The 26,034-nt window shown below is 37.0% G+C and carries 26 protein-coding genes; 15 read left to right on the forward strand and 11 right to left on the reverse strand.

All coding sequences use genetic code 11. The features are described 5' to 3' along the window. Positions 1–200 precede the first annotated feature (200 nt). The 6 genes from ACFSUL_RS01620 to ACFSUL_RS01645 all read left to right on the forward strand — a co-directional run bounded on the left by ACFSUL_RS01620 (position 201) and on the right by ACFSUL_RS01645 (position 7,555). On the forward strand, positions 201–2,018 hold the full coding sequence (locus ACFSUL_RS01620; RefSeq protein WP_377932078.1) for a putative bifunctional diguanylate cyclase/phosphodiesterase: 1,818 nt from the start codon (positions 201–203) through the stop codon (positions 2,016–2,018). Positions 2,019–2,249: 231 nt separating this feature from the next. Continuing rightward, a complete protein-coding gene (locus ACFSUL_RS01625) occupies positions 2,250–2,951 on the forward strand; it encodes a response regulator transcription factor (RefSeq protein ID WP_377932080.1) in 702 nt (233 codons plus the stop codon). Then, entirely contained in the window at positions 2,948–3,919 is a 972-nt protein-coding gene (locus tag ACFSUL_RS01630) for an ATP-binding protein (RefSeq protein ID WP_377932082.1), read from the forward strand. The genes ACFSUL_RS01625 and ACFSUL_RS01630 overlap by 4 nt, the downstream gene beginning before the upstream one ends. 106 nt (positions 3,920–4,025) lie before the next feature. Further along, on the forward strand, positions 4,026–4,796 hold the full coding sequence (locus tag ACFSUL_RS01635; protein ID WP_377932084.1) for an ABC transporter ATP-binding protein: 771 nt from the start codon (positions 4,026–4,028) through the stop codon (positions 4,794–4,796). After that, positions 4,771–6,675 (forward strand): FtsX-like permease family protein, encoded by a 1,905-nt coding sequence (locus ACFSUL_RS01640; protein ID WP_377932086.1) that lies wholly within the window; start codon positions 4,771–4,773, stop codon positions 6,673–6,675. The genes ACFSUL_RS01635 and ACFSUL_RS01640 overlap by 26 nt, the downstream gene beginning before the upstream one ends. A 49-nt stretch (positions 6,676–6,724) precedes the next feature. Next, a complete protein-coding gene (locus ACFSUL_RS01645; protein WP_377932165.1) occupies positions 6,725–7,555 on the forward strand; it encodes an undecaprenyl-diphosphate phosphatase in 831 nt (276 codons plus the stop codon). Between the two features lie 250 nt (positions 7,556–7,805). Here the strand turns inward: ACFSUL_RS01645 and ACFSUL_RS01650 are convergent, their stop codons facing one another. Then, positions 7,806–8,822 (reverse strand): DUF1646 family protein, encoded by a 1,017-nt coding sequence (locus ACFSUL_RS01650; RefSeq protein ID WP_377932088.1) that lies wholly within the window; start codon positions 8,820–8,822, stop codon positions 7,806–7,808. 220 nt (positions 8,823–9,042) lie between these two features. Here ACFSUL_RS01650 and ACFSUL_RS01655 point away from each other — a divergent pair, with 220 nt between their 5' ends. Continuing rightward, on the forward strand, positions 9,043–10,080 hold the full coding sequence (locus ACFSUL_RS01655) for a DUF3231 family protein (protein ID WP_377932090.1): 1,038 nt from the start codon (positions 9,043–9,045) through the stop codon (positions 10,078–10,080). Between the two features lie 85 nt (positions 10,081–10,165). Here ACFSUL_RS01655 and ACFSUL_RS01660 read toward each other — a convergent pair whose 3' ends face one another. From ACFSUL_RS01660 to ACFSUL_RS01675, 4 genes are all read right to left on the reverse strand, one after another. Then, complete coding sequence (locus ACFSUL_RS01660; protein ID WP_377932092.1) at positions 10,166–10,642, reverse strand: thioesterase family protein; 477 nt, start codon at positions 10,640–10,642, stop codon at positions 10,166–10,168. 518 nt (positions 10,643–11,160) lie between these two features. Then, positions 11,161–12,123 (reverse strand): L-carnitine dehydrogenase, encoded by a 963-nt coding sequence (locus ACFSUL_RS01665; RefSeq protein ID WP_377932094.1) that lies wholly within the window; start codon positions 12,121–12,123, stop codon positions 11,161–11,163. A gap of 1 nt (position 12,124) precedes the next feature. Then, positions 12,125–13,018, reverse strand: a complete 894-nt coding sequence (locus ACFSUL_RS01670) for a BKACE family enzyme (RefSeq protein WP_377932096.1) — start codon at positions 13,016–13,018, stop codon at positions 12,125–12,127. A 285-nt stretch (positions 13,019–13,303) separates the two neighbouring features. Continuing rightward, a complete protein-coding gene (locus ACFSUL_RS01675; RefSeq protein ID WP_377932098.1) occupies positions 13,304–13,840 on the reverse strand; it encodes a GbsR/MarR family transcriptional regulator in 537 nt (178 codons plus the stop codon). Between the two features lie 281 nt (positions 13,841–14,121). Here ACFSUL_RS01675 and ACFSUL_RS01680 point away from each other — a divergent pair, with 281 nt between their 5' ends. From ACFSUL_RS01680 to ACFSUL_RS01700, 5 genes are all read left to right on the forward strand, one after another. Next, positions 14,122–15,252 carry a betaine/proline/choline family ABC transporter ATP-binding protein gene (locus ACFSUL_RS01680; protein WP_377932100.1) on the forward strand — a complete coding sequence of 377 codons (1,131 nt, stop codon included), beginning with the start codon at positions 14,122–14,124 and terminating at the stop codon, positions 15,250–15,252. A 22-nt stretch (positions 15,253–15,274) separates the two neighbouring features. Beyond that, positions 15,275–15,928, forward strand: coding sequence for an ABC transporter permease (locus tag ACFSUL_RS01685; protein ID WP_071410821.1), 654 nt, complete (start codon positions 15,275–15,277; stop codon positions 15,926–15,928). A gap of 18 nt (positions 15,929–15,946) precedes the next feature. Then, positions 15,947–16,861 carry an osmoprotectant ABC transporter substrate-binding protein gene (locus tag ACFSUL_RS01690; RefSeq protein ID WP_377932103.1) on the forward strand — a complete coding sequence of 305 codons (915 nt, stop codon included), beginning with the start codon at positions 15,947–15,949 and terminating at the stop codon, positions 16,859–16,861. Positions 16,862–16,881: 20 nt separating this feature from the next. Beyond that, positions 16,882–17,574 (forward strand): ABC transporter permease, encoded by a 693-nt coding sequence (locus tag ACFSUL_RS01695; protein ID WP_071410823.1) that lies wholly within the window; start codon positions 16,882–16,884, stop codon positions 17,572–17,574. Between the two features lie 93 nt (positions 17,575–17,667). Next, positions 17,668–19,407, forward strand: coding sequence for a CocE/NonD family hydrolase (locus ACFSUL_RS01700; RefSeq protein ID WP_377932105.1), 1,740 nt, complete (start codon positions 17,668–17,670; stop codon positions 19,405–19,407). Positions 19,408–19,523: 116 nt separating this feature from the next. Here the strand turns inward: ACFSUL_RS01700 and ACFSUL_RS01705 are convergent, their stop codons facing one another. After that, positions 19,524–20,720, reverse strand: a complete 1,197-nt coding sequence (locus ACFSUL_RS01705; RefSeq protein WP_377932107.1) for a diguanylate cyclase domain-containing protein — start codon at positions 20,718–20,720, stop codon at positions 19,524–19,526. 322 nt (positions 20,721–21,042) lie between these two features. Here ACFSUL_RS01705 and ACFSUL_RS01710 point away from each other — a divergent pair, with 322 nt between their 5' ends. After that, the gene (locus ACFSUL_RS01710; RefSeq protein ID WP_377932109.1) at positions 21,043–21,396 is read left to right on the forward strand and encodes a globin domain-containing protein; all 354 of its coding nucleotides are present in this window, start codon (positions 21,043–21,045) and stop codon (positions 21,394–21,396) included. Positions 21,397–21,602: 206 nt separating this feature from the next. Here the strand turns inward: ACFSUL_RS01710 and ACFSUL_RS01715 are convergent, their stop codons facing one another. After that, entirely contained in the window at positions 21,603–21,740 is a 138-nt protein-coding gene (locus tag ACFSUL_RS01715; RefSeq protein WP_377932111.1) for a hypothetical protein, read from the reverse strand. Between the two features lie 282 nt (positions 21,741–22,022). On the opposite strand from ACFSUL_RS01715, the gene ACFSUL_RS01720 reads away from it, so the two are divergent. After that, positions 22,023–22,448 carry a DUF6220 domain-containing protein gene (locus ACFSUL_RS01720; protein WP_377932113.1) on the forward strand — a complete coding sequence of 142 codons (426 nt, stop codon included), beginning with the start codon at positions 22,023–22,025 and terminating at the stop codon, positions 22,446–22,448. A 1-nt stretch (position 22,449) separates the two neighbouring features. Then, positions 22,450–22,650, forward strand: coding sequence for a DUF5957 family protein (locus tag ACFSUL_RS01725; RefSeq protein WP_377932115.1), 201 nt, complete (start codon positions 22,450–22,452; stop codon positions 22,648–22,650). Between the two features lie 307 nt (positions 22,651–22,957). Here ACFSUL_RS01725 and ACFSUL_RS01730 read toward each other — a convergent pair whose 3' ends face one another. The 4 genes from ACFSUL_RS01730 to ACFSUL_RS01745 all read right to left on the reverse strand — a co-directional run bounded on the left by ACFSUL_RS01730 (position 22,958) and on the right by ACFSUL_RS01745 (position 25,838). Beyond that, positions 22,958–23,428: a DUF4188 domain-containing protein gene (locus tag ACFSUL_RS01730; protein ID WP_377932117.1), complete on the reverse strand. Its 471-nt coding sequence runs from the start codon at positions 23,426–23,428 to the stop codon at positions 22,958–22,960. Positions 23,429–23,440: 12 nt separating this feature from the next. Further along, positions 23,441–23,989, reverse strand: a complete 549-nt coding sequence (locus ACFSUL_RS01735; RefSeq protein WP_377932119.1) for a PadR family transcriptional regulator — start codon at positions 23,987–23,989, stop codon at positions 23,441–23,443. A 152-nt stretch (positions 23,990–24,141) separates the two neighbouring features. Then, positions 24,142–25,170, reverse strand: a complete 1,029-nt coding sequence (locus tag ACFSUL_RS01740) for a sensor histidine kinase (protein ID WP_377932121.1) — start codon at positions 25,168–25,170, stop codon at positions 24,142–24,144. Then, positions 25,167–25,838 carry a response regulator transcription factor gene (locus ACFSUL_RS01745; RefSeq protein WP_377932123.1) on the reverse strand — a complete coding sequence of 224 codons (672 nt, stop codon included), beginning with the start codon at positions 25,836–25,838 and terminating at the stop codon, positions 25,167–25,169. Before ACFSUL_RS01745 ends, ACFSUL_RS01740 begins: the two co-directional genes overlap by 4 nt. Positions 25,839–26,034 lie beyond the last annotated feature (196 nt).

Below are 26,034 nucleotides of genomic sequence, written 5' to 3' on the forward strand. Positions count from 1 at the left end.
ATTTTCCATACTCTATTAAAGCTACAGACATTTGTACTTTAATGATTTTTACTTTATAAACTGACAGAATAGTAAAAATACTCTTTTAAAGGTATGTGGTCGTACCGTATAATGATAAAATAAAGGGAATTATTTCTATGGTAAAGTCTAGTCATCAAGCTTATAAACCAAAATTCCTTTGGACAAAGTGAGGTCAATCAATGCAAGTCGACATGAAAACTATCATTGTTTTTAGTATTTTTCTTATTGTCATCCTATTTAGTGTGTACTTCTATTTTTATTTAAAATTTAATCAGAAATACAAGAGAATGGATGAAGAATTGCGGGAGTCTAAAGAACAATTTCGTTCCGTTATAGGTTCGGCAAATGACGCAATTATTTTGGCTGATAGTAATGCAAAAATCTTATCTTGGAATAATGGTGCCAAATCTATCTTTGGTCATTATGAGAAAGAGGTTTTAGGTAAAAACCTACACATTATCATACCTGAACAATACCGTGAGGCTCATGATAGAGGTATAAAGAGATTTCTGACAACGAATACTTCCAAAGTTATCGGTAGTACAGTGGAATTGCTCGGTCTTAAAAAAGACGGGACTGAAATACCAATCGAACTTTCGCTATCTACTTGGACAGTCAATGGCGAAATATTTTTTAGTGGAATTATCCGCGATATCACAGAGAGGAAACAGTCGGAAGAGAAAATTAACCACCAAGCCTATCATGATGAATTAACGAATTTACCTAATCGAAGACGGTTTAATCAAATAATGGAAAAAGAAGTAACACAAGCAAAAACAAACGGGGAAAAACTTGTTGTAATGTTGCTAGATTTAGATCGTTTTAAAACAATTAACGATACACTAGGACATTCAATTGGAGATCTTTTGTTGAAGAAAATTGCTGAGCGTTTACATAATTGCATCGAAAAAAAGGATTTAGTTGCTCGCATGGGTGGAGATGAATTTACATTGTTAATGCCTAGAGTAAGGCATATTCACGAAGCTTCTACGATGGCAGAAAAAATTATGAAGGTTTTAGAGGAACCGGTAATCATAGACAAACATGAAATATTTGTTTCTACTAGTATCGGAATTGTTCAATACCCAACTGACGGACAAGAAGTGGAAACGTTAATGAAAAAGGCAGATATCGCGATGTACCGAGCAAAAGAGAAAGGGAAATCAACTTATAAATTTTATCATTCTTCTGTAGATGCTCAAGAAACAGATAAAATAGAATTAGAGAAAGACTTACGAAATGCGATTGAGGAAGATCAATTTGCAATTTATTATCAGCCAAAGATTGATATTGAAACAAGGGAAATAATTGGAATGGAAGCGTTAGTTCGTTGGATCCATCCAACAAAAGGTTTGATCTCACCTGGCTGTTTTATACCTCTAACAGAAGAGACTGGATTAATCATTCCTTTAGGAGAAAAAATTTTGAGAATGGTATGCCAGCAATTAAAAACGTGGGAAGCGAGCGGACTTCAACTTTATAAAGTAGCAGTGAATGTGTCTACAAGACAATTTCATAATGAGAATTTTGTAGAGTCTGTCGCTACGATTCTAGAAGAAACAAAACTTAATCCAAGTTACCTTGAGTTGGAAGTTACTGAAAGTACGACTATGAATAACGTGAATCGTGCGGAATATATATTAAACCAATTAGTCGACCTAGGAGTTAGTATTGCCATTGACGACTTTGGAATTGAATACAGTTCGCTAAACTATCTTAAAAAGTACCCAATTCATACGTTGAAAATTGATCAATCTTTTATTCGTGGACTTACAACGGATTCCCATAACCCTGCAATTGTCTCTGCCATCATTTCTTTGGCAAAGCACATGAACCTGAATATTGTTGCAGAAGGAGTAGAGGACGAACAACAATTTGGTTTCTTAAAAGAACAAAAGTGTAATCAAGCACAAGGCTATCTTTTTAATAAACCATTACCGGCGAAAGAGTTTGAGGAACTGTTAAAAAAGAAAAAAGTAGTAGTGCACCCCCATTGATTTTGCTTCAATGGGGTCTTGTTTTGTAAAATATTCTTCTCTAAACTCCCCCTACTTGCTAATCCCCTTCCCTTAAATCCGTAACAGCTTAAGTATCATTAATTTGATATATTATCAGTTAAAGGATGTAAAAATTAAAGGTTGTTTTCTAAAAAATTGTTGCTTTTAACAACCACAAACAAAAAAGTTTACGAAAACAGCCAAATTAGATAAAGAGGAGATTTATCAGTTATGTTCAAGATTTTTATTGTAGAAGACGATGTAAAGCTTGTTTCTCTATTAAACGACTTCCTTAAAAAATATGAATATGAACCATATGCAGTAAAGAATTTTGATACGGTATTAGACCAATTTGAACAGTTTGAACCACATATTGTCTTACTTGATGTTAACTTGCCTAAATATGACGGTTACTACTGGTGTAGGCAGATTAGAAATAGTTCAACATGCCCGATTCTTTTTGTTTCTGCTCGAGATGCAAAAATGGATCAAGTAATGGCACTTGAAAATGGAGCAGATGATTATATTACTAAACCATTCGATTATGAAATTGTACTTGCGAAAATAAAAAGTCAATTAAGAAGAGCGTATGGAGCTTATGCAGCGAACCAAGATGGAAGGGCTATAAAGGTAAATGGTTTAGTACTAGATGTGGAAAGACTAGAATTAAAGCTTGCTGCGAATAAAATAGAATTGAGCCATACCGAAGCAAGAATAGTAGAGGAGTTGATGAATAAGGCGGATCGTGTTGTTAGTCGTGAGCGACTGCTAGAGAAAATTTGGGACGACCAAGTGTTCGTTGATGATAATACGTTAAATGTTTATATAACAAGAGTACGTAAGAAGTTAGCTACACTCGATATTCATGGTGCGATTCAAACAGTGAGGGGAAAAGGCTATCAAATGAAAGCAAACTGGAGTGGAGAGCATTGAAATTATTTGTTCGGGATCACCTTTCGTTAACCTTCGTATATTTTATTCAATTACTTGTTGTTGCTCTTCTTTTTTGGCTTGATGGATACGAAAATCTGACTGTGATGCTATATGCTTGTTTCTTAAGTACATGTTTTTACATAGGTTATCTTTGTTATCGATACGTTACGAACAGATCGTTTTACAGGAGGTTAGCTAAACCACTTTTATCACTTGATGACTTAGAAATAGAACATCAATCCGCACCATTACCTGAAAGTCTAGACAGATTACAAAAGCAACAATTTCAATTCTATCAACAAGAAATATATAACTATAAACACAAACTTGATCACCATATTCAGTTTATTAACCAATGGGTGCATCAAATGAAAACGCCGCTATCTGTTATCCATTTAATTATTAAAGAATTAGGTGATTCACATTCAGATTCCATTGATGAGGAGCTTGATCGACTAAAAAAAGGTCTTGAGATGATTTTATATAGTTCAAGACTTGAAACATTTGAAAGAGACTTTCATGTCGAAAGCCTTTCGCTAGAAACTATTATTCGAACCGTCACTTCCGCGCAGAAGCGGCTTTTTATTCGTAACAGAGTATACCCCGAACTTGTGATTGATCCTTCCATAAAAGTTACTTCTGATGAGAAATGGCTTTCTTTTGTTCTTTCCCAACTAGTGACAAATGCGGTGAAGTATACAACTGAAAAAGGGAAAAAGGTTATTTTCCAGGGCATGCAGATGGGTAATCGAACTATTCTGGAGGTGATAGACGAAGGGGTAGGTATTCCAAAGAGTGATGTACCTCGTGTATTCGACCCTTACTTTACAGGCGAAAATGGTCGGGAATTTCAAGAGTCTACAGGTATGGGGCTTTATCTCGTGAAAGAAATCTGTGATAAATTAGGGCATGAAGTGGAGATCGAATCAGAAGTAGCTATTGGGACGACGGTTCGAATAATATTTTAGTATGCAGTTACCTTACAATGTTGTAAGGTAACTGTAATTTTATGAAATGGTAGTGTTCTTCTGTTCTAGGTAAGATAAGGGTACAGAACGAACAAGGAGTGAAAGTATGTCTATTTTAAAAGTGGAGCATTTAACTAAGATATATGAGGGAAAGATGGCTCATAAGGCATTAGATAATATTAATTTTTCCATTGAGAAGGGGGAATTTGTCGGTATTATGGGGCCATCCGGGAGTGGAAAAACAACCCTTTTAAATTTAATTTCTACAATCGATCAACCTACATCTGGTGAGATTTTTATTAACAAAAAGAATCCACATAAATTAAATCGTAAGGAAACGGCGTTATTTAGGCGTCATGAGCTTGGATTTGTTTTTCAGCATTTTAATTTACTTGATACGTTAACAGTGGCGGAAAATATTGTCTTACCCCTCACATTAGATGGGACAAAGGTTAGTGAAATGGACAATAAGCTTAACCAAGTTGCAAAAAGATTGGGTATTGAAAAAATCTTGGAGAAGCGTACGTATGAAATTTCCGGAGGACAGATGCAACGGACGGCAATCGCCCGTGCTATTATACACGATCCGTCGCTTATTTTAGCAGATGAACCGACGGGGAACTTGGATTCCAAATCATCAAAAGATGTACTAGACACAATTTCAACAATTAACAAGGAAGAAGCGGCGACCACTTTAATGGTCACGCATGATCCTGTTGCGGCAAGTTACTGTAATCGCGTTATTTTTATTAAAGATGGACAACTTTATAACGAAGTTTATTGTGGTGACAACCGACAAGCCTTTTTCCAAAAGATTATTGATATGCTCTCGATGCTAGGAGGAAACAGTCATGACCTTTCCACAATTCGCTTATAGAAATGTTGTTCGGAACAAACGCACATATGCTGCTTATTTTTTAAGTAGCGCTTTCTCTGTGATGATTTTTTTCGTCTATGCACTTTTCATTTTTCACCCGGATATAAAAAATGGTGTTACTAATCTAGCTGCTGTTCAGTTAATGATTGCAGCTGAGTTTATTATGTATTTTTTCTCTTTTTTCTTTGTCATATATTCCGTCAGTACGTTTCTAAAAACGAGAAAGCGTGAGTTTGGAATTTTGATGATGCATGGAATGACCAAAAGGCAACTAAATTGGTTAGTATTTCTAGAAAATATGATGATCGGCATAGGAGCTATCATTGTAGGGATTGGCTTAGGATTAATCACGGGAAAATTATTTTTTATGATTGGTTCCGTGATGCTTGATATAGAAACATTATCATTCCATCTATCTTGGAAAGCCTTAGGTTTAACGACAGTAGCATTTTTACTATTATTTCTCTTTATCTCGCTATTCACCACCTTTATGGTACGTACGAATAAGTTAATAGACTTATTTCAATCTGGACAAAAGCCAAAAAAAGAACCGAAAGTATCGATTTTCTTATCAATCATTTCTGCCATTCTGTTAATTGCAAGTTACTATTTAGCGGCGACAACGACGATAATGACATTAATTTATCGTATACTGCCTGTAATAGGCATGACGATTATTGGAACGTATTTTTTCTATACACAATTATCTGTTTTCATCATTAAATTATTGCAAAAAAATCGACTTTTATTTTGGAGAAAAACAAATTTGATTACGATTTCCAACCTCGCTTATCGTTTGAAGGATAATGCTCGCATGTTTTTCATGGTGACGATTGTTTCTACTGTTGCTTTTTGTGCGGTTGGTACACTTGCATCGATGAATGTGATCAATAAACAATTTGAAGCTGACTATCCTGCGGAGATAGGTTATATAGCAGAGAATGACAAACCAATTCATGAACAAAATTTACAGCAAATAGAAACGGAGTTAACGAATAAACAAGTTAGCTATAAGACCTATCAAATGCCAATTAAGTATGTAGAGGTGGCTTCGTCAACAGATAAATATGCTCCTGAAATACTCCCTGTTGTTTCTTTTACAGACTATAAAAAGATAGCAGAGATGGCGAATTTTGATTTTATGGAGAAGCAACTTAAAGAAAAACAAGTATTTGGGATGAAGACGCATCAATTAGAGGTAGGGGATGAAAACGCAACCTATACATTGACACAAGGAAGCGTAAAAGTACAAAGAAATAACTATACAGAGCATGTTGTCTTTCCGAAGGAACTGCTTGAAAATGAAGGTCTCGTTGTAAGTGATAAACTGTTTAACGAACTAGAAGGTAATAAAGAAATATTTACTGGCTTTTTCATTAAAGAGATGAAGGAAACAAATAAATTGTTTGAAAACCTCGTAACGGAAGGAACTATGTGGCACTACGAAGATAAGCCTTATGCCATGACAGTTAGCGGAACATTACTCGAGAACCAGATGAGTTTGTTTACCATGATGCTATTTGTCGCATTATTGGTAGGAGCAGTATTTTTCATAGCAGCAGGAAGTTTCCTATATTTCCGTCTATATGCTGACTTGGAGTATGACAGACGACAATATTTAACGATTATGAAAGTCGGTTTGACAGAGAAAGAGTTAAAAAGAATTGTTACACGTCAATTGCTTTTATTATTTTTTGTACCAATCATTGTTGCAATAATCCATAGCATTTTTGCCTTTATGGCTTTACAAAGTTACTTCACTTTATCGATTGCGAATGAAATGGTAATGGTTCTTGCTGGATTTTTCATTGCTCAGGTTATTTATTTCTTTTTCATCCGTTCTCAATATTTGAGAAATTTGAGGAAAGTCTTGATTTAGACATTTACCAATAAAATAATAGAGAACTATGTCAGAAGGAGTCTGCATGATGAATTTTTTTGAGTTATTAAAGGCCATTATACTTGGATTGGTAGAAGGATTAACAGAGTTTGCACCTGTTTCCTCTACTGGGCATATGATTATCGTTGATGATATGTGGCTCCAATCGAAAGAGTTTTTGGGTAAATATACTGCTAATACGTTTAAAATTGTTATTCAGCTTGGTTCTATATTAGCTGTTGTGGTTGTTTTTTGGGGGCGTTTTATGGATTTACTAGGTTTAAGACGATTAAACAAAAATGCAGCGACAACACAAGAAAGACTAAAATTATCGCAAGTAATTGTGGGATTGATTCCTGCAGGTGTTTTAGGAGTTTTGTTTGAGGATTATATTGATGAACATTTATTCTCGATTGAGACAGTGTTAATTGGCTTGGTAGTAGGGGCTATATTAATGATCATTGCAGACATTTTCGGTCCTAAGGATCCTAAGGTTCAGTCAGTAGATCAAATCACTTATAAACAAGCATTTTCTGTTGGATTAATTCAATGTTTTTCTCTCTGGCCTGGTTTTTCTAGGTCAGGGTCAACGATATCTGGCGGCGTTTTACTAGGAATGAGTCACCGGGTGGCAGCAGATTTTACTTTTATCATGGCTGTTCCAATCATGTTTGGAGCGAGTGCTTTGTCATTATTAAAAAACTGGGAATACTTTAGCTTAGATGCGATGCCGTTTTTCATTGCTGGGTTTATTAGCGCATTCTTCTTTGCATTAATATCAATTAAATTCTTTTTGAAACTGATAAACAAAATCAAACTAGTTCCGTTTGCCATTTATCGAATTGTATTAGTAGTTGTTATCTATATTGTTTATTTTTAAAGGCTTTTTTCGTAAAGTTTGTTGCTTTTGAATAAAAAACTAAGTTTAACCTATTCAGTTGATTCTCGCTGCGGGCACTTGACTCCTGAGGGAAGAGAGGGAAGGGGGAGACCCTGCAGGCGAAGTGTATTTCTAGCTCCAGCGGCTAGCTCGCTGTAAAAAGGGTGAAATCCCCTAAAGGCAAAAAGCGCCTTTTTAAAAGAGGAAGGACTACTCCAAAGCCAACTGGATTAGTCCTTTTTCTATGCCTTTAGGAAAGTAAAATAATAATAAAATAAACAAGCATTGTAAGGAAACCAATGGGGGCACCAAATTTAGCCCATTCCTTACTTGTGATTTTTAGTTTTCCTGCTGCGATGATATTTGGTATGTTACCTGGAATTAGCATACCTCCACTAATTAGAAGTCCGAGTAATATCGATTGGATTGTAAAGTGATCCATGGAAGGGCTAATTTCTGCTGCAGCAAGGGTTGCATTGTCTAATACGCTTGAAATCATATTAATCCAATAGAGAAGTAATGGATCTAGCCCAAGTAAGTAGCGGTTAATTAGTGGTTCAAAGCCTGCTCCTAGTAACGTTAGCCCCATTACGAAAAAGAAAATTTTTAATGCACGAATGAAGATTTCTTCGTACCGCTCACTGTTCGATTTTTTATCATTTACTTTTTTGTCCAATTTAGGAGGTTGTACGAACAGTGCCGATAAAAGTCCGAATACAGCGAGTGCTGGCAGGATTTTTGGCCCGATTAACTCCAGCAAAAAGAAAAATTCCTCATTTAGTTTACTAATTGCGATTGTTGATAGAGGTTCCCCAATGGGAGTCAAGGCTGCTCCTAAACCTATGGAAAAGCAAGCTAGTACAACAAAGCGAACTTCGGATTTACGATCAAGCTGCAGTGATCCGACGACCAATACCAGTACAAGGGCAGCGATAATAGCAGTAATTACACTAGAAACTAACCCTAATAAAATGACAACAAGACACGCAAACAAGCGAAAAGGGATGATTCTGCTCATCCCCGTTATCATTTTTTCTAAAGGAGTTTGCAGCCACTTAAACAATAATCCAGCTATTAATACCGCAATTGAAATATTAATTGGGTCTGATGCTGCTTTTACAAAAAGTGCACCGTTGAAAACTCCGCTTAACAGCGCTGCAACTAATCCCATAATAAACAGGAATATTTCTAAGTTTTTCTCTACAACACTTACTGTAAAAGGTAAAAACAAGACAAGAATGAAAATAACCAACAGTCCAATAATCATGATCATGCTCCAAAATAAATATTTTTTCCTCTCTGAATTAGAAAGGAATATTTTATTCATATGCTTATAAATGGACAAACTTGCTAATATCTTTCGTCCCCGTGTTAAAAGGAAAGGTAGATAGGTCAAGCAATAAATAGATAGTTACCACTACTTAAAGTGAATATATGTTGATTTAAAGAGAAAACTATAAGAAAACTAATTAAGGGGATAGTTGATAATGGATACAAATGAACCACTTAATGTAGTTAAATCCAGTTCGTCTCAGGAAAAACTAATCTCCACAGAAATGGGAAAGCTCTGGGCTACTTATATGGGAAACACAATGTCAAGATGTGTTCTACAGTATTATCTTCAACATGTTGAAGATAAAGACATTAAAAAGATAGTAGAGGATGCTTTAAATATATGTGAATCCTTTATACAAACCATAAAAAAAATATTTAAGGAAGAGAATTTTCCCATTCCGGTCGGATTTAATGATACAGATGTAAATTTAGATGCCCCTCGGTTATTTGAAGATGAGTTTTATTTACATTATTTAAGGTATACAGGAAAGGCAGGTTTAAGTCTTTATTCCGCTGGTACGCCTTTAGTAATTCGTAGTGATATTAGAGATTTTTTTACTAATTGTATTACTACCACTGTTACTTTATTAAATGAGGTTGATAGGGTAATGTTAGCAAAAGGGGAATTAACAAAACCACCACAAATTCCAGTGCCAGATAAAGTGGATTTTGTTAATAAACAAAGTTACGTAAAAGGTTTTTTTGGTGATGTAAGGCCACTGCATGCCTTAGAAATTACACATCTTTACGATAATATTGATAATGATGTAACAAGCAAGTGTTTATTAATTGGGTTTAGTCAAGTGGCTAAAGATGAAGATGTACGAAAATTTATGGTTCGAGGAAAGGAAATTACCAATAAACACATAAAAAAATGTTCACAGATTTTAAATAAAGATAACTTATCAGCAATTCCGTTATTGGATCCTTTAGTAAGTAATTCCACTGTTCCACCTTTTTCAGATAAATTAATGATGTTTCATAAAATTGACATGTTTTCAATGAAGATAAGAGCGTATGCAAATGCAATTTCACTAAATGGAAGACCGGATATAGGAAGTATATTTGCTAAGTTTATAATAGATATTGGGCTATATGTGGAGGATGGAGCTAGTATAATGATTGACCGTGGATGGATGGAGCGACCTCCTGAAGCCGCTGATCGAGATGAATTATCTTCTCCGAAGTAGATAATTGTATTACTATTTTACGTTTTATCAAAGGTAGGTAAAATCAGAAAAGACGTTAGGCACCTAACGTCTTTTCTAATTTACCTTATTTTCTCCGTATACCAATTTTTCTCCCAGAATGATCAGGTTTTGGTAAGTTTGCGTGTGCTTTTCCTAAGGTTTCAACACGTGATTGAATTTCGGTTGGGAATGGGGCAGGGCGGCCTTCGTTCATATCCATCCCCATTAACATTTGCTCACTTGTAGCAAGATGATCCCCTTTATCATTTTCCATTACAAAAAATACATGGAGACGTTTTGTATCATAATCTACTAGCTGGATGTTGACATAAAGGTCTTGCCCTTCATGAGCTTCCGCTAAATAGCATAGATGTGTTTCTAATGTATAGATGGAATAGTGATATTTATCACGAAAATCTGCATCAATCCCTAGCTCTATCATCAATTGATCTACTGCAATACTAAAAACGGCAGCATAGGCAGAATCAGTCATATGACCGTTATAGTCAATCCATTCGCTACGGACAATGTCTTTTAAGAGTGGATTTTTAACATGTGACATAGGTATTTCTCCTTTCATAGCTTAGTAGAGTGTTTGCTGATTACTTGTGGTGTCAGTTGCCCCCTGAGAAGAGCGTATAAGCCATTCCTTTTCATATGCAGACGGGGTCTGTCCCCTTATCCATTAAAAAAATAAATGATTTACATTCCCAACATATCAAATTCTTCGTCGATCGGGGACTGACACCGTGACGTAGTTTGCAGTTGCTAGTAAAAAAAATGTCCAGATTTTTAAACTTGGTGTTAGCCAATTACTTTGCGGTGTCAGTCCCCAGCAGACGTAGCCACGTTGTTGGAAGTGTAAGTAAGTCATCCATTTTAAAAAGAAAAATGGGGACAGACCCCGTTGCCTCTTTAAAAGGTAAGTAGCTTGTGTTACCCACTGCCACTTTTCCTTGTCCAGTTCCAGTGGCTAGCACCTCGAGGTCATAAGCCAAGCATCCCAAAAAGGCAAAAGACGCCTTTCCGGAATGCTTGGCTTATGCTTGTCGGGGCTGAACGAGCCACTGCCACTTTTCTTTATATCTTTCCGTTTAGGTTTGCTCCTGGCCAATATTTTTCAAGTAGTTGCATAAGTTCGATTAAGAAGTCATCTCGACGTTGCTCGAGTTGTGTAATGGAGTGTCCAGTTGTTTGTTGTTCGCACCCATCAACAACTTTGTTTGTAAGTTCTTCTGTAAGTTCTGGTGCTACTAGTTTTGTCCATGGTAGCTTTAGGGCTGGACCGAATTGCTCAAGCATATGTTTCATTCCTTGTTCACCGCCTGCGAGGTGAAGCGTCAAGAATGGTCCCATTAGTGCCCAGCGTAATCCCGGACCATAAATGATTGCTGCATCAACTTCTTCTGTTGTTGCTACTCCATCATTTACAAGGTGAAGAGCTTCGCGCCAAATGGCTTCCATGAGGCGGTCAGCGACGTGACCTTCGATTTCTGTTGAGATGACAAGTGGTTTCATATCGATAGATTGATAGAATTCCTCTGCTGTTTTTATCGTTTCCGTTGTAGTAGCTTCTCCTCCAACTAATTCAACGAGAGGAACTAGATAAACTGGATTGAACGGGTGCGCGACAATGACGCGTTCAGGTTTTGCGCAATCTGCCTGTAAGGTACTAGGCTTAAGCCCTGACGTACTAGAGGCAATAATGGCATCCGGTTTTGCGAGACGGTCTATATCTGCTAAAACCTTTCTTTTCAACTCTTCTCGCTCAGGTACATTTTCTTGAATAAGGTCAGCATTTGCGACGGCATTAGCAAGGTCTGGCTCAAACGTTAGCCTATCTTTAGATGCCCCTTCTGCTAAACCTTGTTTTTCTAGTGCAGGCCACGCATTAGCAATGCTTGAACGTATACGTACTTCTGCCCCTTCTGCTGGATCTGTTGCGATAACGTCATAGCCTTTTGCAAGAAAACGAGCAATCCATCCATTTCCGATTACGCCAGTGCCGACAACCGTTACTTGTTTAATAGTAGTTGATTTCATATTATTCAGCCTTTCCGTGTGGATTTCTTAGTCCTAAATGTTTTCTTGCTTCTTGTGGTGTCATAGGTTTAGCCCCTAGACCATCCATTGTTGTGATAACTTTGTCTACTAACTGTGCATTCGTTGCAAAGACGCCTTTATCTAAATAAAGATTGTCTTCCAATCCTACACGAACATTTCCGCCAAGGAGCATCGATTGGATAGCCATTGGCATTTGCATGCGTCCAATACCAAAAGCGGACCAGTGTGCGTTTTCAGGAAGCTTATCGCGCATATACAGCATTGTTTCTGCATCCGCATCCGCTCCCCATGGAATACCTAGGCAAAATTGGAACATTGGATCACCATCAATGAGCCCTTCATCGATTAATTGTTTAGCAAAGCGAACATGACCAGTATCAAAGCATTCCATTTCTGGCTTAACGCCGCTTTCTTGTATTAAGCGTGCTTGTTTACGAAGCCAATCAGTTGGACTGACGTAAAGTTGATCTCCGAAGTTTAGACTTCCACAATCAAGTGTGCATATTTCAGGTAATAACGCCCCGATAGGTTCATGACGTTCCTCTGGTGTTTGAATATCTGTCCCTGGTCCACCAATTGTTGGATCTTCTTGGCTTGGAATCCAGTCGCCACCGCCCCCTGCAGTTAAATTTAAGATAACATCTGTATCCGACTCCCGAACTCTTTCTACTACTTCTTTAAATAGAGCTGGATCATGGCTTAATCCCCCTGTTTTTGGATCACGTACGTGAATGTGAGCGATTGTTGCCCCTGCCTTTGCTGCTTCAATAGCTGAATGTGCAATTTCTGCTGGAGTAACTGGGACGTGTGAGCTTTTTTTCGTCGTTTCGCCTGCACCTGTTACTGCAGCGGTCACGATTGCGTTTTTATTCATTGAAATTCCTCCTTCTTTTATTAAAAAAATGAATAAAAAAAGAAAATGGTTTTTTATTTTCCATTTTCTTTTTTTACTATTGCATAATTGTTCATCAAAAATTGTGGCATTGGAGCACCGTATCGTTTTTGTTCATCTCGCATTAACGGGTAGTAAGCCCCTACCTCAAGGTTTGAAAAAACGGTGAAGCATCCACTGACAAGTGGGGCTTTAGCGATAGTAGAACGGGGCTGATAATCAGTGGGGTATAGAAGAACTTCCCCACTGATTTAAGCTTCACTGTATCTACGGCTTTGGAACATGTTTGAAAATTTCTCCGCTATCGAAGAATTCGACTAGGTTGTTTATCCATTGGTAGTAGTTCAGCCATTCCTTCGTTTCTGCTAGCAGAACGTTTATCTTTTGTTCAGTTTCCTCATTAATATTTTCATTTTGAAGAACATCCGATAATTCAGCTGATAGCTTTTTCTCAAACAATTTGTTTTTGTTGATTACTTTTTGCCAGTTGGATGTGAACAATGAGATAAAGGTTTGATAATAGTCCTGCTCAACGTTATATAGATCTTTGCGGACTCCTTTTTCAAAAACCTTTTCTGCAATATTAAGATCAAGCATTTCTCGCATGACCTGGCTCATACGGGTCTTACTCATTCCCGTTGCTTCCGACAATTCATCAAGAGTCATTGGTTTCCTATTCATATAGATAATTCCCAGTACTCGTCCGACTGTCGTTGAGACCCCGAAAGCGCGCATATTGTCTGCAATTTTTTCTGTAAATTGATCTTCAACCTCTTTAATTTTCATTAATGGCTTTTCATTCACATGGATCACCCTTCCAATTGCCAACTTCATATGTCAATGTACCATATTTGGGTGGAAATCGGAAAATGAGAATTTGGGAGGAAAGGAAGGGAAAGGAGAGGAAATTTGAGAAAATACCATTATAAACTTTGTACAATAATTATTTTATGTAAATATTGTACAATACGTAAAGTTTATAAACTTTTTATTTTACAAACTTTACGCTATACTAAGGAATGCAGCTAATTAATACGTGCAGTTAACTTAGTATTCGCTAAGAAAAAATATGGAGGTGTCTACATATGCTGAAATTCGATCACGTTTCAAAAGTGTATAAAGGAGGAAAACGAGCGGTTAATGACTTGTCATTAGAATTTGAAAAAGGAGAATTCATCTGTTTTATTGGGCCAAGCGGCTGTGGTAAAACGACGACAATGAAAATGATCAATCGCTTAATCGAACCTTCTGATGGAAGCATTTATATTAATGGAGAAAACATTACAGATAAGGACCCAGTTCAGCTTAGAAGAGAAATTGGATATGTAATTCAACAAATTGGTTTGTTCCCTCATATGACCATTCAGGAAAACATTTCACTTGTTTTAAAATTACTGAAGTGGCCAGAGGATAAGCGACGTGCTCGTGCAAAAGAGTTATTGAGTCTTGTGGATATGACTCCTGAATACCTAGATCGCTATCCACACGAATTAAGTGGTGGACAACAACAGCGGATTGGTGTATTGCGTGCGTTAGCAGCGGATCAGTCATTGATTTTAATGGATGAACCATTTGGTGCACTTGACCCGATTACAAGGGATTCATTACAAGAAGAATTCAAGAAACTACAACAAAAATTGAACAAGACGATTGTGTTTGTTACACATGATATGGATGAGGCATTAAAATTGGCTGACCGTATTGTGATTATGCGTGATGGTGAGTTAGTACAATGTGGTTCTCCAGATGAAATATTGCGTAACCCAATTGATGAATTTGTGGAAGAGTTTATTGGGAAGGATCGTCTCGTTCAAACAAGACCGAACATCCAAACGGTTGAACAGATAATGAACCCTAAACCTATTACGATTACGCCAGAACGATCATTATCCGATGCAATTCAATTAATGAAAGAAAACCGGGTAGATTCATTGCTTGTTGTGGATGAACAACAAGTGTTGAAAGGGTATATTGATATCGAAATTATCGATCAGAAACGTAAAAAAGCTAGTTTCGTAGGAGATGTCATCGAAACAGAACTAACAATGAGGAAAGATACATTAGTACGAGATACGATACGCAAGATTTTGAAAAAAGGTATGAAATATGTACCGGTTGTTGATCAAGACCATCGTCTTGTCGGTATTGTAACAAGAGCAAGCCTTGTCGATATTGTCTATGACTCTATTTGGGGCGACGAAGAAATCTCACAATAAGTAGGAATAGGAGGGAGATGAGATGGATACATTTTTACAATTTTTAAGTGCAAATGGCAGTGAAATGTTAGTAAAAACATGGGAACATTTATATATTTCAGTAATTGCTGCACTATTAGGAATCATTGTAGCAGTCCCGCTAGGCATTGCTTTAACACGTTTTCCAAAAGGTGCAGGATTTGTGATGGGAATTTTAGGCGTCATTCAGACGTTTCCGAGTTTTGCTATATTAGCATTTTTTATCCCAATTCTAGGTGTTGGTAAAATACCTGCAATTATTGCGTTATTTTTCTATTCAGTCCTACCCATCTTGAGAAACACTTATACAGGTGTTAATGGTGTAAAACGTAGTTTACTTGAAGCGGGGCGCGGGATGGGTATGACTGGTTGGGAACGGATCCGGTATGTGGAAATACCGCTTGCCATTCCTGTTATTATGGCAGGAATTCGCTTATCAACTGTCTATCTAATTGGATGGGCTACCCTTGCTGCTTATATTGGGGCAGGCGGCCTTGGTGATTATATTTTTAGTGGTCTTAACTTATATCAAGCCGAATTTATTATTGCAGGGGCAATTCCTGTTACAATACTAGCTTTATTAATTGACCTTCTTTTAGGTCGTATTGAAAAATTAGTAACGCCCAAAGGAATGCGAAAGTTGAAAGAAGCGGCATAGGAAGGAGGAGCATGAAAAGTGTTTAAAAAAAATCGTTTACTCATTCTATTGACTCTATCATTGTCTATTTTTATAAGTGGCTGCTCTCTTCCAGGATTGAGTGGACCATCTAAAAGTACGATTGCGGTTGGAACGTTAGGTACGTCAGAGTCACAGATTATGGGGAATATTGTTCGTCAATTAATTGAACATCACACAGATTTACAAGTGGAAATGGTTAATAACTTAGGTTCATCTATTGTCCAGCATAAGGCAATGGTGAACGAAGATGTGGATATTACAGCGACTCGCTATACAGGGACAGATTTAGCCGGAGCTCTAGGTATGGAACCTGTTAAAGATCCAGAGAAAGCTTTAGAAATCGTCCAGCGTGAATTTGAAGAAAGATTCAATCAGACATGGTTTGATTCGTATGGTTTTGCCAATTCGTATGCTTTTACGGTTACGAGGGAACTGGCAGAAGAGGAAAATTTGAATACAGTGTCTGATTTAGAACCACTAGTATCTGATTTAAAGTTAGGTGTAGATAATTCGTGGTTAAAACGGAAAGGGGACGGATATGGAGGTTTCGTCAAAGAATATGGTTTCGAATTCGGCGAAACATATCCGATGCAAATTGGTTTAGTCTATCAAGCAGCGGCGAATGGAAAAATGGATGTCGTACTAGCCTATACAACGGATGGCCGGATTAAAGCATTCGATTTAAAAGTTTTAGAGGATGATAAACATTTTTTCCCACCATACGACACATCGCTGGTGGCACGAAATGAAGTACTGAAGGAACATCCAGAACTTAAAGAAATCCTTCAAAAGCTTTCGGGGACAATCAGTACAGAAAAAATGCAAGAAATGAACTATAAAGCAGATGGGGAAATGAAAGAACCATCTATTATTGCAAAAGAATTTTTAGAAGAACATCATTATTTTGAGTAAAACTATAGGGGGTGACTAGATTGGAAACAATCCAAGACATTTTGTATTATTATTCGCAGAATGCGGGTTATGTTTGGGAGCAGTTTTATCGACATTTTTTAATGTCCGCCTATGGGGTGTTATTTGCCGCAATTGTAGCCATTCCATTGGGAATCCTAATCTCGCGTTATCATAAATTAAGTCCATGGGTAATGTCACTTGCGAACATTATTCAAACGATTCCTGCCTTAGCGATGCTAGCTGTGCTGATGTTGGTCATGGGACTTGGGACGAATACGGTCGTGTTTTCGCTCTTTCTCTATTCGCTTTTACCTATTATAAAAAATACTTATACTGGAATTCAGAATGTAGATAAAGCATTGCTTGATTCTGGTAAAGCGATGGGAATGACAAAGTTTCAAGTGTTACGGATGGTTGAACTGCCACTTGCGATGTCGGTGATAATGGCTGGTTTGCGAACTGCTCTCGTTATTACGATTGGGATTGCAACAATCGGTACATTTATTGGCGCTGGCGGATTAGGGGATATTATCTTGCGCGGTACAAATGCTACGGATGGTACAGCAATTATTCTTGCCGGTGCGATTCCAACAGCTTTAATGGCTGTCATTGCTGATATAGTGATGGCATGGGTGGAACGTAAGCTATCTCCAGTGAAAAAGAAGAAAAAGAAAAGTGCTTGGAAGCAAAAAGCGGAAGAGCCTGCTATATAAGTTTGATATGTAAAAAGATCCATCCAGGTTAACATGCCAGGATGGATTTTTACTAGAATCAAAGTTTTCTATTTTTATATAGGAGTGGTAATGATGGAGGAGATTCAACAAATATTGTTAGAGAAAAATGTTCCGTGTACGATGAGGGACGGTACTGTTTTATATTCGAATATTTATCGTCCAAATAAAGAAGGGAAATATCCAGTATTGTTGACCCGTTTGCCATACAATAAGGATTTGCCGATGTTTTCTCACCGCTACCTTGATACAAATAGGCTCGTCGAAAATGGATACATCGTCATTGTTCAAGATGTAAGAGGTCGATTTGCATCAGAAGGAGAATTTTATCCATTTTTATATGAATCGGAAGATGGCTATGACACAGTCGAGTGGGCAGCACGGTTACCTTATTCTACAGGGGAAGTAGGGATGTTTGGTTTATCCTATTATGGGTTTACACAATTGTTGGCGGCAGCTGAGCGTCCACCACATTTAAAGGCAATAGTTCCTGCAATGACGTTAAGTGATTGGTGGAGTGATTCAGTTGAACGGGACGGGAAGTTTCTAGTCGGTTCATCGGAGACGTGGGCACTTGAATCAATTGCACCAGACCAAATCAAACGAAAATACAAGGATCCGAAACAATATGCTACGATGATGACCAAGTTGGTGGAACATTACAATAAAATAGAGGATTGGTATTTATACAAACCAATGGAAAATTGGCCGCCTCTTAAAGAACTCGGCGTAGCAGATTTTTTTGATGACTATGTAAATAATCGATTAAATAAAGAGCATAAAGAAAGAATCAGTATAAGGAACAAATATGAAAATATAAATACCCCTGCTTATCATATCGCTGGCTGGTATGATAATTTCCTACAGTCGACAGTTCGAAATTATACGGAATTAGCGAAGAGGGGAAATTCAAGTTTACAAAAACTAATTATTGGTCCATGGGGACATGGCGTATTCCATTCTACACTTGGAGAGAGGTCATTCGGTATGGATGCCTCCAGTGATTGGATTGATCAAAAAGGAGATTTGACGGATCTGCACATCCACTGGTTCGATGCGTTGTTAAAAGGAAGGACTTCTTCGCTTATGAAAGAGGCACCGATAAAACTGTTCGTGATGGGAATTAACAAGTGGCGGGATGAATATGAATGGCCATTAGCACGGACAACGTATACTCCATTCTATTTACATAGCGAAGGCAGTGCCAATACACGTTTTGGTGATGGCAGGTTAAGTGTTAGAGAACCGGAAAAGGAGGCAAACGATACATTTCTATATAATCCAGAGAACCCAGTGCCATCAACTGGTGGAAGTAACTTATATGCTGGAGTTAATACGATGGGTCCCCGTGATCAACGTGAAATAGAAACGAGGGAGGATGTATTAGTTTATACTTCCGAACCTTTAACAGAACCGCTTGAAGTAACAGGTACTATTAAAGTCAAACTGTGGGCAAAAACCGATGCAGTCGACACAGATTTTACAGCCAAACTAATAGACGTCATGCCAGACGGAAAAGCATATAATTTAACAGATGGCATTGTTCGTGCTGTATATCGAAATGGGGACAAACGAGAAGAAACCGTGAAAGATGAAATCATTGAATATGAGATAGATCTTTGGGCAACAAGCAACGTCTTCCTGCCGGGACACTGTATACGAGTAGAAATATCATCAAGTAACTTCCCTCGTTTTGACATGAATTTGAATACCGGAAAAACGATGATTAATAGTGTGGCAGAAAGAAAGGCAAGTCAAACAATTTATCATGAGGAAGGGTATCCTTCCCATATTTTATTGCCTGTGATTGGTTAAGAAAAAGGTGGAAAATACAATAAAAAGAAGTCTAACTTTGGGGTTAGACTTCTTTTTATTCCATATTCGACTAACAATCAAGGATAAAGAAAACTTCTATTGATTAAAGTTTCCCTTTATTTTTGAAACAGTTTTAACATCTTATCAATGAGAGATTCTTTTGGATGATAATCTTCAAGATCAGGTGTGTAAAATTGATAGTTTGTTTTCCCTTTGTTCTTAGCTAAATACATAGCTTTGTCTGCATTTCTAATTAATGACTCAATATCCATTCCATCTTCAGGATAGCTAGCAATACCGATACTAGGTGTTATCGATACTTTTTCACCTAAAAGGAGGTAAGCCTCAGAGATATTTTTTAAAATCCGATCAGCAATAATAGTTATTTCTTTTTGATTTGTTTCTTCAAATACGAGAATAAATTCATCGCCACCTAAACGGGAAATGAGGTCTTCTTCCCGGACACTTTCACTTAATCGATTGGCAACCTCTTTAAGAAGAGCATCTCCTACATCATGCCCTAAAGAGTCATTTACACCTTTAAAGCCATCTAAATCCATGAACATAATGGTGACCTCATGTTCTTTTCGATTAGCACGGGCAAGTACTTTCTTTAAATGACTTTTTAACATTGTTCGATTTGGCAATTCTGTTAATGTATCGTAGTAGGCCATTTGCGCCAACTTTTCTTCTTTTTCTTTTCGATCAGTAACATCCATGATTATACCAAATACTTTTTCCACTTTCCCTGAAGCGTTAATAATAGAATCCGTTCGCAATTCATTCCAACGAATTTGGCCGTCTTTTAAAACAGTTCGAAATTCTACAGTAGTTGGAATGCCAGAAATCCAATCCTTTTTCTTTTGGAGAAACAGTTTTCTATCTTCATCGTGGATTCTATCTTCAACTATTTCCATTCCTTTTCGGAGGTCCTGAGTCTCCATTTCGGAGGATTCTTGAAATCTATTCGGTATAAACCATTTAGTATTCGGTACGTCTAGTGAAAAAACAAACGCATTAATCTTATCGAATATATTTTTAAATTCTGTTTCCCTGTATCTATATTTCATTGTTTGCTCTTTTAATTGGTTCATTTGTTTTTCTAGGTCGGTACTATGACTTTTCCAACTTTCATCCTTCTCTACTAACCTTTTAATATTTCTACATGCTACCCAAGTAGGAATAAGAAGTGCAAGCGTGAGTAGGTAAAGGAAAAGTGGTTCCTTCCAAGAATGAAAATGAAGGTAAATCGCCAATTCTGTAACAGCGATTAAGCCAATAGTACTGATCCAAATTTTTCTATCTAATGTCAATATACTCACATCCATTTAATGTATCACTATAAGGATAGCATAAAAGATATAAAATAAAATCAACAAAATTCGACAAAGTTAGCATTTCCACTAGAGTGATAAAAAGTCCAAAAAAAGGGAGGGGCTGATTTCTATTTGACACCTAGGTGATTGCTTGTTTTCAAGGTGCAAAATAAATGGAAAGTAAGTTAAATAGTAATCTTAAGGAGATTTTCTATTCCTATTGAATTTCTAAAACTGTGAGTTATCTCACTGATGCCCTTCTTTATACTGGCTATAATGAGGTGAGTAAACTATTTTTAGTAAAAAGGGGAGCTAAATGATGTCCGTTACATTAGAGCAGGAAAAAGTTGATGAATTAGTAGAACGCTTTTACAGCAAGCTGATAAAGGATTCCTATTACAGTTCCATGTTTGAAGAAAGAGGAGTAGACATTGAGCTACTTAAAAGTAGACAAAGAACTTTTATAAGCCGCCTAGTTTCTGAAGATGCATCAAAAGACCAGGACAATGTATCCAAGATTAATGAAAGACATCCATTTCAAACGACCCCTGAACGAGCAGAAATTTGGATGAATACAATGGAACAAACATTGAACGAAATGAAACTGGACGATTCTATTAAGGAACATTTATTAGAGAAAATTGGGTTTTTGATGAGTAAGCTAATTAAATAATACATGTTTAACAGACTCGCTCTTGGTAGTGAGTCTTTTTTTTAATCCAGCTCCAGCACCTAGCCCCTCGAGGTCATAAGACGAGCATCCCAAAAAGGCAAAAAGCGCCTTTCTGGGATGCTTGACTTATGCTTGTCGGGGCTGTTCCAGCTGCTTCCGCTTTTCTTTGTCCAGCTCCAGCAGCTAGCTCGCTGTGAAAAAGATGATTACCCTCTAAAGGCAAAGAGCGCCTTTTGAGGGAAATCCCTATTTTCTTCACGAGCTGACCAAGCTGCTTCCGCTTTTCTTATTCCAGCTCCAGCAGCTAGCTCGCTGTGAAAAAGATGATTACCCTCTAAAGGCAAAGAGCGCCTTTTGAGGGAAATCCCTATTTTCTTCACGAGCTAATCAAGCTGCTTCCGCTTTTCTTTGTCCAGCTCCAGCAGCTAGCTCGTTGTGAAAAAGATGATTCCCCTCTAAAGGCAAAGAGCGCCTTTTGAGGGAAATCCCTATTTTCTTCACGAGCTAATCAAGCTGCTTCCGCTTTTCTTATTTAATAAATATTTAAGAATTTGATAAGAGGGATTTTAGAAATGACCTGTATCTTAAACATATAGAAAAAGATATGACACAAAGGAGATATGACAGTGGAAAAAAATACAGGTTCATTTAGAGTTCGTTTTGGGAGAATTAGTTATTTAGTGTTAGCTATTATTTTTGCTATTTGTGTTGTTGTACAGGTGTTCCTAGCGGGATTGGCGACTTTTGTCAATCCAATAAACTGGGCAAATCACTCTGCGCTCGTTCATGCCTTTGGGTTTAGCATTCCCATTTTTATGCTTGTCTTTGCATTTGCCGGTAATATGCCACGCTTTGCGTACTGGCAAATTTTTGGAATGCTTGGGTTAGTATTCGCGATGTACTTTACGGCTAATATTACGGGCGCATTGCCATGGGCAGCAGCAGCTCATCCAGTCATTGCAATGCTGCTATTCATTTTATCGTTTGTGATGGTTTCTAAGACGTGGCGTTTCCTTTTTAATAAAAAGAACAGTAAACAAGGAGAGAATTAGGATGAGAACATTTTTAGCAATAATTGTTGGGTTAATTGGAGGATTTATTCTTGGGATTGCTTTATCAAGTGTTATTGGCATTATAGGTATGGCGATTTTTAATGAACCAATGGGTATTAAATACCTCTCGTATTTCACTGCTATCATTTGTGCAATTTTGGTCCCAATCATCGATCAAAAGTCGAGAAAAAATAATGAATAAACGGACTTGCCCTTTAGGCTAGGCTCTTTTCTCATCGATTGTTGTTTTTACTTATAAATTTAGCCCGTTGATTTCCGCTACGGACACTTGCTTTCCGCGGGGAGGAATGGGAGCCTCCTCGGCTTCGCCTGCGGGGTCTCCCACTTCCCTCTCTTCCCGCAGGAGTCAAGTGCCCTCCGCTCCAATCAACTCAGTAGGTTAAACTTAGTTTTCCGTTAAAAAGCAACAAACTTTACGAAAATAGCCTTAGGCTAAGTCCGTTTATTCGTTTTAGCGACTATTCATCTAGTGTATTTTACAATAATAGCTATGCTCTAATTCGTTTACTTGCGGAGTTTAGTTCTGGTGTAATTATTTTACGTCCTGTTGCACGTGCAAGTCCAAAAGGCGGCATATTTCCGTAGATGGATTCATGATTTCCTTTTGGAACGATATACGTCTCGTGATAGATTCCCACTGCATCATTATTTCCTATTTTTTTATTGAAATTCTTCCATGCGGTTAAATGTTTTTGTCCTTTCGCATAAGCCAGTAAATCTTCTGAGGAGCGCCAGTACTGTACCATTAACGTTGTACGTAGTCCAAAGAAGTTTTCCATTGATAAACAACCGATTTCTTTATTTGTATAAAGTTCACGTATCATTGACGGCATCGCCTTAAACACAGGCAACCACTTATGGATAGCCCACCATTTATTCACACGCATCCCAATGATAAACACAACTATTTCATCGTCTAGTTTAGCAGTATAACGTCCGGGTAATATTTCTTTCGTCATAAAAATATCCACCTACCCATCTTTTAATTTTTTTATAGTGCATTCACACCACTCGATAACTGCTTTGGTGGTCCGTTTGCCATAGTCTAATGTAATAAGCCAAAATTGGGCATCTGCTTGATCCGATAAGTTTTCGTTAATCATTTGTTCAATGCTTTCGAAGGTATTGTAACGTTCACGGATTTTTTCTAGGTATTGTGTGAGATGATTAAGTGCAGTGGTTTTACTTTGATGACTGCTGAAAAATAATTTCAGCAACAGTTCATTTTTTTCGGTAGGAATATCTTTGATAGGTGTTTGAAGCCATGCTTGAAGAGCGAGTTTGCCTTTTGGTGTCATATAATATTCTTTTTTATCTGGTTTCCTATCTTGTGAGGTCGTTTGAACAGTTGCAAGACCATCGTCGACTAATTGTTTTAAGATAGGATAGATTTGACCATAGCTCACTTTCCAAAAATGGTTTAAGCTTTCGTCAATCATTTGCTTAATGGAATAACCACTGTGACATCCTGTGGTGAGTAACCCGAGTATTGCGTATTTTGTATGATTTTCTTTTGCCATGAGACCACCCTATATCATTTTGATATATATCAGTTAGATATATAATAACAAACGAAATTACATTTAAAAAGGGTTATTTGTAACAATTTTCAGAAAAAATGAATGGTGATAAAAAAACAGAGAATTACTCTCTGCTTTTTCCAGTAACTTTGCTAATTCAAATGATAGTAGTTTCTGATTTTGGGAAAATGAATCACAACCTTCGTGTACTTATCTTCCTCCGATTTGATGGTAATGTCATGCCCCAATTTATTCGCTAATTGCTTAGCAAGGTAAAGTCCCATTCCAGTGGATTTGGCATGACTTCTTCCCGTGGAACCAGTAAATCCTTTTTCAAAAACACGATGGATGTCTTCCGATTTTATTCCGATACCATTATCTTGAATGATGATTCTTTTTTCTTTGTTGTCTTCCTCAAAATGAGCGGAAATAGTGCCACCTTCGTTTGTGTACTTTAAAGAATTAGCGATAATTTGATCAAGGACGAATCCTAGCCATTTACTATCACTTTGGACAGACTGTTCTATTTCATTCATTTCAAAATGAATTGCTTTATTAATAAAGAGCTTGGCATACTTTTTCACACTGTTTTTAATAATTTTATTTACATTTACTTCTGTTATAAAATAGTCTTTTGAGAATGAATCAATTCGTGAATAATAAAGTGCCTGTTCGACATAATCATCAATTTTATCTAGCTCGTCCTCGAATTTATCAACAATCATATCCACTGTTTTGCCCTCACTATTTTCAATGAGTAGGCGGCTTGCCGCAATCGGAAGTTTTACTTCATGAATCCACGACATAATAAACTCTTGTTGATCACGCTTATCGTCATACAACTTTTGGAGTCGATTGTGATCGTCCTGATGTATTTTTTTCAAAAGCTCGAGAAATAATTTTTGTTCGAAATTTTGTGCTTCAGGTAAAACCGCACTAATTTCTTCTTTTCCACTTTCCATTACGTCCGTTAATTCTTGATAAAATTTTCTTCGATAATAGTACCCTATAATTATGTATAGGCTTGCAAATAACAAACAACTAATATTGGTATACAATATATTGTTCAACGCATACTGTTGATTAAAACTTACAATCATAATCACCGTCACGAAGGACATGATGATTACGTAAAGCATTAGAAAGTAGCATTTATCTTTTACGTAGTCTAAAAAGTTCATTGAATTATATAACCTTCTCCTTTTTTTGTCGTGATGAAGTTTTCCTTCCCAAGTTCAGCTAGTTTTTTTCGTAAACGAGTAATATTAACGGTTAATGTATTATCGTCTACAAAACTCTCGTCCTTCCATAAACTGCGCATAATCTTGTTTCGGCTCACAATCGTTCCTTTATGTTGCATAAGAAGATGTAAAATAATAAATTCTGTTTTAGTCAAATCTATTTGTGCTTCACCATAAGAAATTTCCCAGTCCTTCAGATTTAGTACAACTCCATCATGTTCTAAGACGTTTGACTGTGTATCGATATAAGAATAAGAGCGACGCAGGAGAGCGTTAATTTTCGCCATTAGTACCTCTGTATAAAATGGCTTTTGTATAAAATCATCTCCGCCCATGTTCATCGCCATTACCATATCCATTGGTGTATTACGAGATGAAATAAAGATAATGGGTACTTTGGAAACTTCTCTAATTTTATTACACCAATAAAACCCGTCGAACGAAGGTAAATTAATGTCTAATAGAAGTAGATGAGGCTTTTCCTTAATGAATTCTTGTAACACTTCGTCAAACTCCTCTAGGTCAGTCGTTTCAAACCCCCATTTTTTTATTGTTTCTCCTAACATATCTCTAATCGTTGGATCGTCTTCTACTATCATAATTTTCATGTTTTTGTTCCTCCTATGTTAAGAACGATATATTCAACCATTTATTCAACTGTTGAAATTCATTCGTAATTCAACAGTTGAATAAAGTTAATTTTTTGCCTGTTGAAATACGGCATTTATTCACCTGTTGAAAATGCCCAGATAATTAACAGCTGAACCCAAACATATAAAAAATGCTCTAACTTTAATACTACTT

It is taken from the genome of Bacillus seohaeanensis (genome assembly GCF_042684945.1).
Classification (GTDB): Bacteria; Bacillota; Bacilli; order Bacillales; family Bacillaceae_B; genus Rossellomorea; species Rossellomorea seohaeanensis.